The sequence below is a fragment of the Gemmiger qucibialis genome, from assembly GCF_027689445.1.
Taxonomy (GTDB): domain Bacteria; phylum Bacillota; class Clostridia; order Oscillospirales; family Ruminococcaceae; genus Gemmiger; species Gemmiger qucibialis.
The window spans coordinates 101,724-117,987 of record NZ_JAQFEN010000001.1 but is presented as its reverse complement, the minus strand read 5'-3'; the positions used below and the strand labels follow the sequence as shown (position 1 = coordinate 117,987).

The 16,264-nt window shown below is 58.5% G+C and carries 18 protein-coding genes; 13 read left to right on the top strand and 5 right to left on the bottom strand.

What is annotated here, in order from left to right; all coding sequences use genetic code 11:
- Window positions 1-339 precede the first annotated feature (339 nt).
- The 3 genes from udk to PG062_RS00550 form a co-directional block, all read right to left on the bottom strand.
- Window positions 340-966, bottom strand: a complete 627-nt coding sequence (gene udk / locus PG062_RS00560; RefSeq protein WP_270750551.1) for a uridine kinase — start codon at window positions 964-966, stop codon at window positions 340-342.
- Between the two features lie 21 nt (window positions 967-987).
- A complete protein-coding gene (locus PG062_RS00555) occupies window positions 988-1,467 on the bottom strand; it encodes a deoxycytidylate deaminase (protein ID WP_113999576.1) in 480 nt (159 codons plus the stop codon).
- Between the two features lie 88 nt (window positions 1,468-1,555).
- Window positions 1,556-1,819: a sporulation transcriptional regulator SpoIIID gene (locus PG062_RS00550; protein WP_113999575.1), complete on the bottom strand. Its 264-nt coding sequence runs from the start codon at window positions 1,817-1,819 to the stop codon at window positions 1,556-1,558.
- Between the two features lie 283 nt (window positions 1,820-2,102).
- Between PG062_RS00550 and PG062_RS00545 the strand changes: the two genes are divergently transcribed.
- From PG062_RS00545 to PG062_RS00535, 3 genes are all read left to right on the top strand, one after another.
- Window positions 2,103-2,570 (top strand): RNA polymerase sigma factor, encoded by a 468-nt coding sequence (locus tag PG062_RS00545; RefSeq protein WP_270750548.1) that lies wholly within the window; start codon window positions 2,103-2,105, stop codon window positions 2,568-2,570.
- A gap of 3 nt (window positions 2,571-2,573) precedes the next feature.
- On the top strand, window positions 2,574-3,743 hold the full coding sequence (locus tag PG062_RS00540; protein ID WP_113999573.1) for a hypothetical protein: 1,170 nt from the start codon (window positions 2,574-2,576) through the stop codon (window positions 3,741-3,743).
- Between the two features lie 356 nt (window positions 3,744-4,099).
- Window positions 4,100-5,335 (top strand): aminopeptidase, encoded by a 1,236-nt coding sequence (locus PG062_RS00535; protein ID WP_270750546.1) that lies wholly within the window; start codon window positions 4,100-4,102, stop codon window positions 5,333-5,335.
- Between the two features lie 144 nt (window positions 5,336-5,479).
- On the opposite strand, the gene PG062_RS00530 is transcribed toward PG062_RS00535, so the two are convergent.
- Both PG062_RS00530 and PG062_RS00525 read right to left on the bottom strand, forming a co-directional pair.
- Window positions 5,480-6,661, bottom strand: a complete 1,182-nt coding sequence (locus PG062_RS00530; RefSeq protein ID WP_270750545.1) for a DUF2812 domain-containing protein — start codon at window positions 6,659-6,661, stop codon at window positions 5,480-5,482.
- Window positions 6,606-7,016 (bottom strand): PadR family transcriptional regulator, encoded by a 411-nt coding sequence (locus PG062_RS00525; protein ID WP_113999570.1) that lies wholly within the window; start codon window positions 7,014-7,016, stop codon window positions 6,606-6,608. Before PG062_RS00525 ends, PG062_RS00530 begins: the two co-directional genes overlap by 56 nt.
- 264 nt (window positions 7,017-7,280) lie before the next feature.
- On the opposite strand from PG062_RS00525, the gene rimP reads away from it, so the two are divergent.
- The 10 genes from rimP to PG062_RS00475 all read left to right on the top strand — a co-directional run bounded on the left by rimP (window position 7,281) and on the right by PG062_RS00475 (window position 16,242).
- Entirely contained in the window at window positions 7,281-7,775 is a 495-nt protein-coding gene (gene rimP / locus PG062_RS00520; protein WP_113999569.1) for a ribosome maturation factor RimP, read from the top strand.
- A gap of 23 nt (window positions 7,776-7,798) precedes the next feature.
- The gene (gene nusA, locus PG062_RS00515) at window positions 7,799-8,935 is read left to right on the top strand and encodes a transcription termination factor NusA (RefSeq protein WP_270750544.1); all 1,137 of its coding nucleotides are present in this window, start codon (window positions 7,799-7,801) and stop codon (window positions 8,933-8,935) included.
- Between the two features lie 50 nt (window positions 8,936-8,985).
- On the top strand, window positions 8,986-9,297 hold the full coding sequence (gene rnpM, locus PG062_RS00510; protein ID WP_113999567.1) for an RNase P modulator RnpM: 312 nt from the start codon (window positions 8,986-8,988) through the stop codon (window positions 9,295-9,297).
- Window positions 9,287-9,622: a L7Ae/L30e/S12e/Gadd45 family ribosomal protein gene (locus PG062_RS00505; RefSeq protein ID WP_113999566.1), complete on the top strand. Its 336-nt coding sequence runs from the start codon at window positions 9,287-9,289 to the stop codon at window positions 9,620-9,622. The genes rnpM and PG062_RS00505 overlap by 11 nt, the downstream gene beginning before the upstream one ends.
- Window positions 9,615-12,143, top strand: coding sequence for a translation initiation factor IF-2 (infB, locus tag PG062_RS00500; protein WP_270750543.1), 2,529 nt, complete (start codon window positions 9,615-9,617; stop codon window positions 12,141-12,143). Before PG062_RS00505 ends, infB begins: the two co-directional genes overlap by 8 nt.
- Before the next feature lie 63 nt (window positions 12,144-12,206).
- On the top strand, window positions 12,207-12,590 hold the full coding sequence (gene rbfA / locus PG062_RS00495; RefSeq protein ID WP_113999564.1) for a 30S ribosome-binding factor RbfA: 384 nt from the start codon (window positions 12,207-12,209) through the stop codon (window positions 12,588-12,590).
- Between the two features lie 145 nt (window positions 12,591-12,735).
- On the top strand, window positions 12,736-13,725 hold the full coding sequence (locus PG062_RS00490; protein ID WP_270750542.1) for a DHH family phosphoesterase: 990 nt from the start codon (window positions 12,736-12,738) through the stop codon (window positions 13,723-13,725).
- A gap of 152 nt (window positions 13,726-13,877) precedes the next feature.
- The gene (gene truB, locus PG062_RS00485) at window positions 13,878-14,768 is read left to right on the top strand and encodes a tRNA pseudouridine(55) synthase TruB (protein ID WP_270750541.1); all 891 of its coding nucleotides are present in this window, start codon (window positions 13,878-13,880) and stop codon (window positions 14,766-14,768) included.
- A 56-nt stretch (window positions 14,769-14,824) separates the two neighbouring features.
- Window positions 14,825-15,766 (top strand): bifunctional riboflavin kinase/FMN adenylyltransferase, encoded by a 942-nt coding sequence (gene ribF, locus PG062_RS00480; protein ID WP_270750540.1) that lies wholly within the window; start codon window positions 14,825-14,827, stop codon window positions 15,764-15,766.
- Complete coding sequence (locus PG062_RS00475; protein WP_113999560.1) at window positions 15,766-16,242, top strand: pyridoxamine 5'-phosphate oxidase family protein; 477 nt, start codon at window positions 15,766-15,768, stop codon at window positions 16,240-16,242. Before ribF ends, PG062_RS00475 begins: the two co-directional genes overlap by 1 nt.
- Window positions 16,243-16,264: the final 22 nt, after the last annotated feature.

Below are 16,264 nucleotides of genomic sequence, written 5' to 3'. Positions count from 1 at the left end.
AGTTGAAGGAGGCTGTTTGAATGAATAAAGAATAAATAATAAAGAATAATGGCGGGGGACCGCGGCGCGGTGCGCCGCTCAGAAAATATGGGGTTTGAGGCTATTGGAAATGTGAGATGGAGGATGAAACAACCGGTAGGGCGTGGTTACCTGACCACGCCGAAACTTTGGAATATTTGAAAATCTGGAATCTATAATATGCCCTGCCCCACAGTAGGGGACGGCGTCCTCGACGTCCCGCGGGTACCTTGAACCAAACTGTACCTTACCCATCATAAAAACAAAAACGCAGCACACGCTTTCCCCAAATCCCGTGTGCTGCGAAAAAACATATTCTATTTACTGCCGCGCCGTGCTTAGATGGGTGGCCACCCACTTGATCAGCATATCCAGTGCCACCATGTTGCGGCCGCCTTCGGGCACGATCAAATCGGCTTTGCGTTTGCTGGGCTCCACAAACTGCTCGTGCATCGGCTTAACGGTGGTCAGGTACTGGTTCACCACGCTGTCCAGCGTGCGGCCGCGCTCCTTAACATCGCGTACAATGCGGCGCAGAATGCGCACATCGGCATCGGTATCCACAAACACTTTCATATCCATCATATCGCACAGCTCCTGGCTGGCAAAAATCAGGATGCCTTCCACAATGATGACCGGGGCCGGGTGTACCGTAATGGTCTTATCGCTGCGGTTGTGGATCGTGTAATCATATACCGGAACCTTCACGCTTTCGCCGCGGCGCAAAGCCTGCAGGTGCTGCACCAGCAGCTCGGTATCAAAGGAATCCGGGTGGTCATAGTTCAGCTTGCAGCGCTCTTCATACGGCAGCTCGTCATGCCGCTTATAGTAGCTGTCATGGTTGAGCACGCTCACTTCATCCGCGCCAAAATGGTCCCGCAGGCGCTCCGTCAGGGTGGTTTTGCCGCTTCCGGTGCCGCCGGCAATGCCAATGATTATGCTTTTCATGCTTTCCTGCCTCGTTGTTCTTTATACTTCAAAACTGATTTCACGCCCGTGCGGATGGTAAGCACGGTACTTGACCCCCGCCATGTTGAACAGCCGCCGCGAAGCAATGCTGGCGTTGGTATCATGGTATTTATCCGAAAGATAGATGATTTCCCGGATGCCGCTCTGAATGATGGCCTTGGCGCACTCGTTGCAGGGGAACAGCGTCACATACACCCGCGAACCGCGCAGATCGCTGTGAGCACTGTTCAAAATGGCGTTCAGCTCCGCATGGCAGACGTACATGTATTTGGTCTCCAGCTCGTCACCTTCGCGGTCCCAGGGCATATCGTCATCATTGCAGCCGATGGGCATGCCGTTGTAGCCAAGGGAAAGGATCTTGTTTTCCGGGCTGACAATGCAGGCCCCTACCTGGCTGGAATCATCCTTGGAGCGCATGGCGGACAAAATAGCAATACCCATAAAGTATTCGTCCCAGCTGATGTAATCCTTGCGTTTCATGCTGTATACACAACCTTCCGGCAGGCATGGATCCCATGCCCTTATTTTTTGCTTCTATTATACCGTTGCGCGGGCTGTGGTGCAACCCCTAATCCGCATGGTTGTGCTGTGCGTGCAGGTATTTGCAGCGGGTGGCTTCGCCGCCGCGCAGGTGGCGCTGGGCTTTGTTATACAGCAGCACGGCGCGTACCTCCTGCCAAAGGCCGGGGGCCAGGTGCTGCAGGCGGCACTGGTCCTTCCACACGGTACTTTTGCTCACGCCGAACACCTGCGCTGCCGCCCGCACGGTAGCGCCGCTTTGCACCAGATACCGCCCAATCTGCACGGCGCGCTCTTCGGGGTCACCTTTCATAGAACATGCCCTCCCAACCGTTTTTTCAACGGTATGCGGCGCGCCGTCGGTTTATGCGGGCAGTGCTGGCAGGCCGGGCGCCGGCATGGTACAATACGTTCAGAACAAATATTTTTTTCAAATGCTGAAACACTTTGCCCTCCCGGTTCGTTATCCCAGTGTAAGGCCTTGCAAAAACAAACACAGGAGAATGCCCCCATGTGCAGCATCAAAATTATTATCGTGGATAAAAACTGGAGATAAAACCGGGCCGCGCCCCACGGCCTGACCCAAAGGAGAACCCATGCTGGAAGAACTGTTTTGCGCCCACCGTGCGGAGCTGACCGCCTATTGCCGCGGGCTGTGCCGCAGTGATGCGGCCGCGCAGGATATGGTGCAGGAAGTGTTCCTGCGCGCATGGCAGAATATTGGTACATTGCAGGACCTTGGCCCCAGCCAGCGCCGGGCCTGGCTGTACCGCACGGCGCGCAACTTGTTTGTGGATGCCATGCGCCGTACCGCGCGGGAAGCCGCCGCCCTGCCGGAGCTGGAGCCAGAACCGGAAACGCCGGATCCGGATTTTGCCGAAGCGGAAGCCCGCCGCCTGTTGGAATTGCTGACCCCGGCGGAGCAGGAGCTATTCCGCAAGCGCTACCTGGAAGGCTACACCGCAGCGGAACTGGGAAAAATGTACGGTTTGCCGCCTGCCACCGTGCGCACCCGGCTGGCCAAAGCCCGCCGATACTTAAGCCAATTATTGATGGAGGAATAAACGATGCCGAATAAACTACTGATTAAAGCAAACTTTTGCGACCTGCGTAACGTGAAAGAAGAAACCCTTGCCGCCTATGATGTCATTGAAGTGCGGGCCAATGTGGTGGTGCTGAACGACCGCGCAAAAGAGCTGATTGCTCGTTATCCCGTTACCTTAAAATGTGACCTGGCAACGGACAACCCGAATATTGCCCTGCGCAGTGTGAACGGCGTGGCGGAGGTCACCCCCTGCGATGTACCCGAAGCAGACACAGTGCTGACGGTGAACGGCGAACTGAAAATTGCTTCCGGCTCGGCCGAAGTGCTGGCGCGGTATCTGCAGATTACGGTAAACGGGCAGGTATACTGCCCGCGCAGCCTGAGCGGAAAGCTGGGCAATGTGGCAGTGAACGGGCAGATCATCACCTGGCCGGACGGTGCAGTGCAACTGAAAAACACCGCCGTGCTGGACAGCACTTTTGCCCTGCGGGCCAAACCGGCCCTGTACTGGGCGGCCCGCTGTGTTGTGATGCTGGACCCCGCGCTGGATGTCGCTGCCCTGGCAAAGCAGGGCGTGCGGTTCGATACGCCCAGGGCAATTTTGGCCCAAAGCCTTGCCACACAGGCCGCCCCGCTGTTTGAGGATGATACCGACCTGGAAATTGTGCCGGACGGAACAGCCTACCTCAAGGATGATGCCGAACTGACCGCCGCGCTGATCCGCCGCAAGGGCAACAAACTGTATGTGGATGGCAGGCTGACCCTGACGGCGGAAAGCGCCGCCCTGCTGCCCCAGCTGGAATACTGCAAAGTGACCGGCACCGCCCTGGTGCCCGCCGCACAGGAGAAAGCATTTTCCGCCAGCTGTGTGCAGGCAGAGAAAGTTCAGACAGTGCGTGGCAGACTGTTGCAGGGCCAGGGCAGGGTACAGGTGGACTATTGGATGCTGGAGGCCCCGGACGGCCTTTGCGTAAAAGAGTGCGGCATGGTGGCGCTGACCCCGGAACTGGAACCGGAACTGATTGCCGCAAAGCTGATGCTGTTGGAATGCGGCATGGTACAGTGCACCGCCGCACAAAAAGGTGCTGTGCAGCTGGTAGCCAAAGATGTGGGCGTTATCTCCGACGACAGCGGCAAGCCCACTGAGGACACGAATACTCACAAGGTAAGGGCAGACCGATATGTGATGTGAGGGAGCTGAACAATAAAAAACAATGAATAAAGAATAATGCTTGTGTGACGCCCACCGCGTCACATTTGAATCAGGCCAGTCACTCCGGCAAAAAGCGTTCCGGCCAGAGCAACCCGCCTATTTTCTTTGTGCCGCCTGCAGCGGCGCACTGACATGATTCTTTATTCTCTATTCACTACTGTTTATCACGGGCAAGTACTTTTTTATACGCAAGTAATAACTTTTTTATACGCAAGTAATAACTTTGTTATATCCGGGGGTTTTCAGAACCGGGAAGATGCGGTATACTGGGCACAGAATACAAAACACGCGTGCTTAAAAATCCAAAGCCGCGCCAACAAAAAGGAGAATGCCTTATGAACCAGCATTATCTTCAGCTGTATGCCGATTTTATCGTCAAAGTCGGTGTCAATGTTCAGCCGCGCCAGAATTTTATCATCCGCTGCCCGGTCACCATGCCGGAGTTCGGCCATGCCTGCGTCAAAGCCGGGTATGAAGCCGGTGCTAAAAACTGCATCGTGCGTTGGGAGGATGACAAACTCAGCCGCCTGCATTATGAGTATGCCAAAGAGGAAGACCTGGCTGCCATGAAGCCCTATGAGCTGCGCAGCTACCTGGACTATGCTGAGGACCCGGATGGCTGCTGCACCCTGGCAATCCACGCCGCTGACCCCGAAGCACTGGCCGGGCTGGATGCCGCCAAGATCAACCGCGTCAACCTGGCCCGCCGCAAATTCCTGAAACCCTGGCAGGAATACACGATGAACGACCGTGTACAGTGGTGTGTGGCCGCTGTTCCGGCACCGTCCTGGGCCACAAAAGTGTTCCCCGGCATCCCGGTGGAGGAAGCGATGGAAAAGCTGTGGGCACTCATCTTTGATGTCTGCCGCGTTTCCACCGGCGACCCTGTCAGCGCCTGGAAAGCCCATGTGGCCGAAGGCCGCCGCCACCGCGACCAGCTGAACGCCTGGAACCTGGACCATATCCACATGACCAGCTCCAACGGCACCGACCTGACCGTTGGCCTGGCAGATGATGCCACCTGGGAGGGGGCTTCCAGCAAGGCGGAAAACGGCACCGATTTTATCGCCAACGTGCCCACCGAGGAAGTGTTCTGCGCACCCCACCGTGAGCGGGTAAACGGCATTGTGTACGGCACCAAGCCCTATGTATACAACGGTCAGCTGATTGAGGGCTGGCATGTGACCTTCAAGGACGGCAAAGTTGTTGAGCATGGCGCGGAGAAGAACGCCAGCCTGCTGGCTGAGCTGCTTTCCACCGACGAGAACGCCTGCCGCATTGGCGAAATCGCCCTGGTTCCGGCATCCAGCCCCATCAACCAAAGCGGCGTGCTGTTCTATAACACCTTGTTTGATGAAAATGCCGCCTGCCACATTGCCTTTGGCGCTGGCTATCCCACCAACATCAAGGGCGGCAGCAAGATGAACCGCACCGAGCTGCTGGCCAAGGGCCTGAACGATTCCGCTATCCATGAGGATGTCATGATCGGCGCGCCGGATACCAACGTCATCGGCACCACCAAGGACGGCAAAGAAGTGACCATCTTCACCAACGGTGAATGGGCATTCTGATACGGCAAAGCAGATGCTACAGCCATAACATAAAATTATAACAGCAAAGCGCCGCCGCCCCACGCAGCAAGGTGGGGCGGCGGCGCTGTTTGTTTTGTGTTTTGTATAGAGAAGAAATAAAGAAATTCTGCCGGTTTAGCAGGTTTAAGCGGATTCACCCGATGCAGCAAATCCACTTTTGCAGATCGCTTCAAGCTCCTGCAAGGGAATCTGTTCCTCCTGGTACTGGAACAGCAGCACCCGCAGCACTTTATTGCCGTCCACCAGCGTGCGGCAGTAGATGAAACCATTGGCGGCATCGGCGGCGGTTTCGGGAAAGTTGTGCAGCCCGTTGGTTTTGCCTTCGCGGTACATCGTCTGGGCCAGCTGCGGGGTGATACATTCGTAATACTCTACATATAATGCACCACGCAGCCCATTCGCGCCGGCCTGGCCGTGGGCTTCATATTTGATAAAGGTCGGGGCCAGCGGCAACCGTTGCACCAGCACAAAACTGGCCGCGGGGGCGGCGTCGGCATCCAGCGCGGTGGGCTGCCCGGCGTAATCGTCCAGGGTGGCAAACGGCAGGGGAGCGGTGTAATCTTCCAGCGGAATGCTGCCGTGCCGGCTCTTTTCCATGGCAGAACCGGCAAAGGTCCACACAATGGTCAGCACAAACAGCAGCGCCGCCAGCACCCGCCCAACCAGATACCGCCCGGCACCCTTACGCCAGTTTTTGTGACGCTCCGGCTCCGCACCGCGCGTTAACCGGGCAGAAAACCGGTACAGCAGCACGGTGTTATGTACCACGCTGACCAGCGCGGCGGCCAATAGCCCCAGATAGCAGAAGCTCAGCCAGCCCAGCTCCACAAAGTCGATCACCGGCGTGTGCCAGACGCCCATGGCGTACCGCACCCAAAACGTTACCAGCCAGTAAGCCAGCAGCCCGGCGGGGGCGAATACCTGCCGCTTGGCATAGCGCAGGCTGAGCGCCTGTACCTGTGGGTCGGTGTTCAGCTCCGGCGCATCACTATCCTCGCAGGCGTACAGGAAAAAGTCTCCCACGGCGGTAACATAATACCAGCCGCATTCCTGCGCCAGGGCGCGTTCCTCACCATCCGGGGTGCCGGGGGCAGATTCTAAAAATGTTTCCGGCGCAGGCTTGGCGTTCAGTCGGTAGCGCACGGCTTTGGGCTGACTGCAGCGGAAGCGGGCAAAGTTCTGGCCGATTGTTACAGGCACAAGCCCCTGTGCGGCCATATCGCCCAGCCAGCTTTCCAGCCCCTCAATGTCAGACAGTGGGCAGGGGATGGGCTGCCAAAGGGGGTTGCAGCGTGCTTTGGTCATGGTCGTCAAGCTCCTTCCCCGGCAGGGCGGCGGGGGCAAAAGCGCCCTGCGCCGCCGCGGCCGCGTTTTGCAGGCAGAGCTGCAGCCGGGTACACTCGGCTGTATAGGCGGCTCTGCCTGCGGGGGTGATCTGATAATACCGCTTACAGCCCAGAACGGACGTTTCGGCAATCAGGCCTTCTTTTTCAAACTTGCCCAGCAGGGTATACAGCGTTGCCGGGCCAATCTTGACCCGCCCGGCGGTGATCTCGGCGGCAAATGCGGTGATCTCAGTGCCGCAGCGCTCACCCTGGGTCAAGGCCATCAACAGGTAAAACATAGATTCCGTCAGGCTCTCCAGCGCCTGTTTCGGCATGGCGCAGCACCTCCTTTGGTAGCAAACTGCAATATCGTAACACGATATCTTATAACGATATTATACCGGAAGCACGCTGCGCCGTCAAGAGCCGGGCGCATAAAAGGCGGCCAAAAGGGATATTTTGGTTACAATTTCGCGCAAAATGAGCCAAACCCCTTGCATTTTTTGCCGCGGTATGCTATATTCTTATTGTTCGATGATGATTTTATGGAAAGTGGGCTGTCAAAGGTCCGCTTTCTTTTTATGATAGGGAGATTTTTTATGGCCAAAGGCAAAAACCATCAGCCCGGCGGTGCCGCAGCCGTTGTGGAAGCACTTGTCCGCCCCACGGTCGAAGGGTTCGGCCTGCGCCTGTGGGATGTCCGCTTTGAAAAAGAAGGCCCGGACTGGTTCCTGCGCGTTCTGATCGACCGCGACGAGCCGCTGGACACGGACACCTGCGAGGCGGTTTCCCGCGCCATCGACCCGATTCTGGACGAGGCTGACCCCATTGACCAGAGCTACTACCTTGAAGTCGGCAGCCCCGGCCTGGGCCGCCGACTGACCCGCCCCGAACACTATGAACAGCTGAAAGGCCAGAAATGCGCTGCCCACCTGATCCGCCCGGACGAACAGGGCCGCCGCGATGCGGAGGGCATTCTGGAAGGACTTTCCGCTGACGGCATGGTGACGCTGAAAAGCGATGACGGGGATTATACCTTCCCGGTAAAAGCCGCAGGGTATGTAAAACTGTGTGACGATGAAGATTTGTTTTGAGCGATATTGAACGGAGGACTAACATGGCAACGAATAACAACGAATTTTTTGACGCACTGGCCGCACTGGAAAAGGAACGCGGACTGCCGGCAGACTACCTGATCGATAAGATCAAGGCCGCCATTGTCATTGCTGTCAAAAAGGACTATGAGGTCGAGGACGATAACGTCGTTGTGGATATTGACCCCAACATCGGCGCATTTCGCGCAAGCCTTTTGCAGGACATTGTGGAGGAAGTTGAGAACCCCCACACCCAGGTCAGCCTGGAAGATGCCCAGAAGATCCGCAAGACCTATAAAGTGGGCCAGCGCCTTGTTACCCCCCTCAAGACCAAAGAGTTTGGCCGCATTGCCGCCCAGACCGCAAAGCATGTGATCCGCCAGGGCCTGCGCGAAGGCGAGCGCAGCCTGCAGTGCAGCGAGATGCAGTCCCGTGCACACGAGATCATCACCGGCACCGTTACCGCTGTGGATGCAGAGCGCGGCAACATCGTGCTGGATCTCGGCAAGGGCGGCAGCGCTGTTCTGCCCAAAAACGAGCAGGTGCCCGGCGAACACTTTACCGAAGGCCAGATGGTCCAGGTTTATGTGGTCGATGTTCTGGCAACCGAGCGCGGCCCCCGCGTGACCATCAGCCGCACCCATCCCGGCCTGGTCAAGCGCATGTTTGAACTGGAAGTGCCCGAAATCTATGACGGCACCGTTGAGATCAAGGCCATTGCCCGTGAGGCTGGTGCCCGCACCAAGATGGCTGTGTGGAGCAAGAACCCCGATGTTGACCCCGTCGGTGCCTGCATCGGCGCCCATGGCTCCCGTGTGGAAAAGATCGTGGAAGAGCTGGGCGGCGAAAAGATCGATATCATCCGCTGGAGCGAGGACATCAACGAGTTCATCTCCGCAGCTCTGTCCCCGGCAAAGGTTGTCAAGGTGGAGCTGCTGCCCGGCGAAACCAAGAGCTGCCGCGTGACCGTGCCTGACCACCAGCTGAGCCTTGCCATTGGCAACAAGGGCCAGAATGTGCGCCTGTGCGCCCACCTGACCGGCTATAATATTGACATCCGCCCGGAATCCGGCTACTATGGCGAGGGGGACGAAACCCCGGCTGAACAGCCGGCCGAAGCACCCGCCGCCGAGACCGCCCCGGAAACCGGCAAGGAATAATGAGCACACGCCGTGCAATGCGGCGCTGAGACTGAAAAGAGGTCAGCCATTTGCAACAAAAACCGCAAAAAAAGGTGCCGGTGCGCCGGTGCGTTGGGTGCAACACCCAAAAACCGAAAAAAGAACTGGTGCGCATTGTGCGCAGCCCCGAAGGTGAAGTCAGCGTGGATCTGACCGGCAAGCGCTCCGGCCGCGGCGCATACCTGTGCCCGTCGGCAGCGTGCTTGGCCAAAGCACGCAAGGCCAAGCGGCTGGAACATGCCTTTGGTGTGCCGGTGCCGGATGAGGTGTTTGAGCGCCTGACCGAGGAGATGGCCTGTGCCGAGCAGGCAGTAAAGGAGGCGATGCCCCGTGGCGAATGATAAGGACCCATTGTTGGGTGCATTGGGAATTTGCCGCAAGGCCGGCAAGCTGCTGCACGGTTATGACCGTGTGGAAGAAGCTGTGATGCGGGGCAAGGCATGCCTGGTGCTGCTGGCCTGCGACGCCAGCAAGCGCACCACGCAGCATATGCAGGATACCTGCCGCGGGGTGATCCCCTGCGCGGTGATGCCGCTGAAAGGCGAGGACCTGCGCATGCTTACGCCAAAGCCTGCTGCCGTATTTGCGGTTACGGACGAAAACCTTGCACACCTGTGTGCAGGCTACCTCAAAAAGCAAGTGAAGGAGGATTCAGCCAATGGTTGATTTCAAATACAAAGTTACGGATATTGCAAAAGATTTTGGCATCAGCACCAAAAAGGTTATCGAGACTTTTGCGGAGCTGACCGGCGAGACCCGCAAGACGGGCGCGACCTTTGAAGAAAACGAGGTCAACGCCCTGCTGGAAGCCCTGACCCGCGAAACCGCCGTCAAGGACCTGGGCGAGTATCTGGCATCCGGCAAGGAACCGCAGCCCGTCAAGCAGGAGACCAAAAAGCCCGAAGCAAAGCCCCAGGCAAAAAAAGAAGCGCCGAAGCCGGAGGCCGCTAAGCCCCAGCCCAAGCAGCCCAAGCAGCCGGAAGCCCCCAAGGCAGAGCCGAAAGCGGAGCAGGCCAAGCCCGCCCAGAATGCGCAGCCCAAGGCAGCACAGCCCAAACCGGTCCAGCAGGAAAAGCGCAATGATAAGCGCAATGATAACAAGCAGGCCGAAAAGCGCAGCGAAAAGCGCGTGACCATGCAGGAGCTGGCCAGCGAGACCGGCATCAAGGAGCCCGTCGCCACCGAGCAGGTCAAGGTTGACCGCGCCCAGGTGTCTGTGGATACCCGCACCGTGGATGTGAACGTGGATAAGTTCAGCGCACGCTATGATGACCTGGCCGACAGCCGCAATATGCCCAGCAAGCGCAAGAACGCCCCCACCGGCAAAAAAGAAAAGTTCAACAACCGCAATAACCGCCGCGGCCAGCAGTTTGGCCGCCGCCGTGAAACCGAAGCCGAGCGCCTGCAGCGCATCCAGCTGGAAAAGGCCCGCAACGCCCAGCTCAAAATCTCCATCCCCGATGAGATCACCGTTGGCGAGCTGGCTACCCGCCTGAAGCAGAACGTGGCCAAGGTTGTTGCCAAGTTCATGCAGATGGGCGAAATGCACGCTGCTTCCGATGTGATCGATTTTGATTCCGCCGCCCTGATCGCAGAGGAATTCCACGCAAAGGTGGAGCATGAAGTTCATGTTTCTATCGAAGAGCGCCTGTTCACCCAGGAAGAGGACAGCGCCGATCAGCTGGTCGAACGTCCGCCGGTCGTTGTTGTTATGGGCCACGTTGACCACGGCAAAACTTCCATCCTGGACCGCATCCGTTCCACTAACGTTACCGCAGGCGAAGCCGGCGGCATTACCCAGGCCATCGGCGCTTACCAGGTCAATGTCAACGGCAGCCCCGTTACCTTCCTGGATACGCCGGGCCACGAAGCCTTTACCGCCATGCGTGCCCGCGGCGCGGATATGACCGATATCGCGGTTCTGGTCGTTGCTGCCGATGACGGCATCATGCCCCAGACCATCGAGTCCATCAACCACGCTAAGGCTGCCAACGTCAAGCTGATCGTTGCCATCAACAAGATGGATAAGCCGACCGCTAACCCGGAGCGCGTGAAGGAACAGCTGACCAAGTACGAGATCGTGCCCGAAGACTGGGGCGGCGAAACTGCCTGCATCCCCGTGTCTGCCGCTACTGGCGCAGGCATCCAGGACCTGCTGGAACGCATTGTCCTGGAAGCAGAGGTCATGGAGCTGAAAGCCAACCCCAACCGCCGCGCCAAGGGTGCCGTTGTGGAAGCCCGCCTGGATAAGGGCCAGGGCACCATTGCCACCCTGCTGGTTCAGAACGGCACCCTGCACAAGGGCGACTGTCTGATTGCCGGTACCGCCGTTGGCCGTGTGCGTACCATGCGCAACGATAAGGGCGTTGAGATCGAATCCGCCGGTCCTTCCACCCCTGTGGAGATCACCGGCCTGACTGAAGTGCCCACCGCCGGCGATATCTTCGAGGCTGTTGAGGATGAACGCCTGGCCCGTGAACTGGCTGACAAGCGTACCACCGAAGCCAAAGAAAAGCAGTTTGCTGCTTACACCAAGGTCACCCTGGATAACCTGTTTGACCAGATGGCCCAGAACGATATGAAGGAACTGCCCATTGTTGTCAAGGCTGACGTTCAGGGCAGCGCCGAAGCTGTGAAACAGAGCCTGGAAAAGCTCAGCAACGAGGAAGTGCGCGTGCGCGTCATCCATGCCGGTGTTGGTGCGATTTCCAAGTCCGATGTTTCTCTGGCCGATGCTTCCAACGCCATCATCATCGGCTTTAATGTCCGCCCGGACGCTGTTGCCAAGGCCGAAGCCGAGCAGGCCGGTGTTGAAATGCGTATGTACCGCGTCATTTACGATGCCATCAACGATGTTTCCGACGCTATGAAGGGCATGCTGGCTCCCAAGGTGCGCGAAGTCGCCTTGGGCGAAGCACAGGTTCGCCAGGTCTACAAGATTTCCAGCGTTGGCACTGTTTCCGGCTGCCGTGTTACTTCCGGCAAGATCACCCGCGATGCCCAGCTGCGCCTGGTGCGTGACGGTATCGTCATCTGCGAGGATGCCATTGCATCCCTGAAGCGCTTCAAGGATGACGCCAAGGAAGTGGCCGAAGGCTATGAATGCGGCATCACCCTGCAGAAGTTCTCCGACGTCAAAGAGGGTGACGTATTCGAGTGCTTCAAGCTGGAAGAATACCGCGATTGATCCGGCATTGAGCCGTTCCCGCTTGTTTGACAAGCCCCGCAGGGGGCTTTATGAGGTAAAGTTATGCCAAGCAAAAACCATGGCCGTATGGCACAGGATATGAAACGCGAGCTGATCGCCATTATCGGCGAAATGAAGGACCCCCGCGTTTCGGGTGGTCTGCTGACTGTGACCCGGCTTGATGTTACCCCGGACCTGGATGTCGCCAAGGTGTACATCAGTGTAATGGGGCGCGAAGGCGGCGCCGACCCGGTGGTGAAAGCCCTGAACAAAGCTTCGGGCCATATCCGCACCGAAGTCAGCCGCCGCATGCACATCCGCAAAGCCCCACGCTTTGTGTTTACCAAGGATGACAGCGCTGCTTACGCAGTGCACATTGACCAGCTGCTGCAGGATATTGAAAAAGCACACCCCGCAGCACAGGCAGAACCGGAAGAGCAGGAATAACCTGCCCAGACTGTATCTGAAAAGTCGAAAAAATCGACCAAAACGCGCAGTTGAAATTTACGCTTGCAGCTGCGCCTTCCCAAAGGCCGGAACCAACGGGGGAGAGGGAATAGCCCCCAATCGCGGCCGAGAAAAGAGGAGCCTTATGACCGAATCTGTGGATCGGCAGACAGCCGTGCTGCGTCTGCGCGGCGCGGACGATATCCTGATCCTTTGCCACAAAAACCCCGATGGCGATACCATCGGCTGCGCCGGTGCACTGTATCTTGCGCTCAAGGCGCTGGGCAAAAACGCCGCGATTTTATGCAGCGATACCATCCCCAAAATGTATGATTATATGGAGCTGCGCTGGTTTGACGGCAGCTTTAACCCTGCATTTGTGGTGGCGGTGGATGTTGCCAGCATCCAGCTTTTTGGCGAAAATAACAATGTGCCGCAGTATGCCGCCCATACCAACCTTTGCATTGACCACCATGCCAGCAACAGCGGCTATGCCTATGAAACCCTGCTGGACCCCGGCGCCGCCGCGGCCTGCGAGTTTTTGCTGGATGTGATCGTGGATATGGGCGTGACCATTACGCCGCAGATCGCCAACTGCCTGTATACCGGCATTGCAACCGATACCGGCTGCTTTAAGTTTGCCAGTACCACGCCCCGCACCCATATGGCGGCGGCCCGCGTGATGGAAGCCGGTGCCGATGTGGAAAAACTGAATGCCCGCCTGTTTGAATCCCGCTCCCATGCCCGCATAACTGCGGAACGCATGGCGATGGAAAGCCTGGAATATTATTTCAACGACCTGTGCGCCGTGATCTGCCTGACCTGGGACCAGATCGAATCTTCCGGCGTGGCGGGTGCCGAGCTGGAGGACCTGACCAGCCTGCCGCGCTCCATTGAAGGCGTGGAGGTTGGCCTGACCTACCGCCAGCAGCGGGATGGCAGCTTCCGCATCAGCGTGCGTACATCGGGCAGCATTGATGCCTGCAACATTGCGCGCCGCCTGGGCGGCGGCGGCCATACCCGCGCAGCCGGGTGCGAGATCAGCGGCAACCTGGATAACGCCAAGCATGCCGTGCTGGAGGAAGTCCGCAAGGAGTTGCAGCGCTGCGGCTTGCTGGATCAGGACGCTGGTTGAAGGCCAGCTGCACCACAACGCGCAGCATACGGGGATGCGGCACACGCCTGTAAACCTGCAAGATGGCACCGTCTGCTTGCCGCCGCAAGGCTGGCACCGCAGCTGGGTGCTGCTGCCGAATGCAGCACAATAAACTGAAAAGGAAAACCCCAATGAATACTTGTGCCATTCTCCCAGTTGATAAACCTGCGGGCTGGACCAGCTTTGATGTGCTGGCCAAGCTGCGCGGTGCGCTGGGAACGCGCAGGCTGGGGCACGCGGGCACACTGGATCCTATGGCGACTGGTGTGCTCGCCGTGTTTATCGGCAATGCCACCGCCGCGGCGGACCGCCAGCCTGACCATGATAAAACCTATGAAGCTACCATTCGCCTTGGCCTGCGCACCGATACCGGCGATGTGACCGGCACTGCGCTGGAAACCGCTCCTGTTACGGTGGGTGAAGCAGAGCTGAAAGCCGTTTTGCCGCAGTTTATGGGCCGGCAGATGCAGCTGCCGCCGATGTATTCAGCGGTCAAGATCAACGGCCAGCCGCTGTACAAGGCGGCCCGCAAAGGCCAGACGGTGGAGCGCACCCCGCGCCCCATCACGATTTATGAGATTACCTACCTGGGCAGCCCGGCACCGGGGGATTATACCATCCGAGTCAGCTGCTCCAAGGGCACCTACATCCGCGTTCTGGCGGAGGATATCGGTACAGCTTTGGGCGTGCCCGCCACATTGGCGGCACTGCGCCGCACCCGCGCCGGGGCGTTCAAGATTGAGGAATGCCACACCCTGCCGGAAATCCTGGCCGCTGCCGAAGCAGGTACCCTGCAGCAAAGTGGATGGCTGCTGCCGGTGGAACACGTGTTTGCCTCGCTGCCTGCCCTGACGGTGGACGATGCAGTGAAAAAGCACCTCTTCAACGGCTGCCCCACCAGCCACTACCGCGCACAGGACGGCAAATACCGCGTGTATGATGCCGCAGGTACCTTTTTGGGGCTTGCCAACGTGACGCAGGGTGTGCTGCAGGTGGAAAAGATCTTCTGCGAGCGGGCGTGAACCCCTGCACCCAAACCGCAACGGGCAGAACCGCTGTCCGCTCAACAACAGGAAGTATGCCAACTACCATGAATATTTTGAATACACTGGCCCCGGTGGGCGCACCCAACGGCAGCGCCGTGGCCTTGGGCTATTTTGACGGTGTTCACCTTGGGCACCGCCGTGTGCTGGGGGCAGCGGTGGAATACGCCGCGGCCCACGGCCTGACCCCCGCGGCTTTTACCTTCAGCCTGCCGGGCGGGCAGTCGCTCAAGGGCGGGCGTATCTTGTCCGCTGGGCAAAAGCATGCCCGCGTTGCCGCTTTGGGCATTACCGCCTATATGGAACCCCCGTTTGAATCCTTCCGCAGCTTAAGCCCGGAAGATTTCGTCAACAAAATTCTGGTGGAATGCTTTGCCGCCAAGGCGGTGTTCTGCGGCGATAACTTTACCTTTGGCGCATATGCCGCCGGGAATGTGGACCGCCTGAAGGAGCTGTGCGCCCCGCTGGGCATCGCCGTGACCATTGTGGACATGGCACAATACGGCGGGCAGACGGTTTCCTCCACTCGCATCCGTGCCGCGCTGGAGGAAGGCCGCATCGAGGATGCCAACGCCATGCTGGGGGCGCCCTACGGCATTGACTGGCCGGTGCGCCACGGCAAGGGCATCGGCACCTCCAAGCTGGGCAAACCCACCATCAACCAGAACTATCCTGCAGACGCTTTGCAGCCCTGCACCGGCGTGTACCTGACCCGCATCTGGCTGGATGGCCGCTGGTGGCCATCTGCAACCGGTATTGGCCGCCGCCCCACCGTGGATGCCGCCAACGCCCCTGTTACCTGCGAAACCTATGTGCCGGGCTACCATGGCGATACCTATGGCCAGACGCCGGTGCTGGAATTCCACCACTACCTGTGCGCTGTGCGCAAGTTTGGTACATTGCAGGAGCTGGCAGACCTGATCGAAACCGCTGCCCAGCAAAGCATTGCCTATTTTGCCGCAAAGGAGGAAGCGTAATGCGCCGTAAGGATCGTGAAGTGGCGGACCTGGAGGGCCAACTTGCCATTTTGGAACAGTGCCCCGTCTGCCGCGTTGCCATCAACGACCCGGCATCCGGCGTGCCGTACCTTGTTCCGCTGAACTTTGGTATGGCCGCCGGGCCGCAAAGCCTGACGCTGTATTTCCACTGTGCCCCCGTTGGCACCAAGCTGGACCTGCTGCGCGCTGACCCCAATGTGAGCTTTGAAGCTGACTGCCCCGGCACCGTAAGCGGCGGGGCAACCTCCTGCACTTATGGCATGAACTACCAGAGCGTCATTGGCCGCGGGACCGTCCGCTTTGTGGAAGGCGGGGAAAAGCTGACCGCCCTGCAGGCGCTGATGCAGCATTACCACTGCCCGGACCTGCCCTTTGAGCCGGAAATGGTGGAACACACCACGGTTTTGGCCCTGGACGTTGCCGCCATGACCGGCAAACGCCGCACATCGTTTTAAGGGCGGGACCCATCATCCGAGG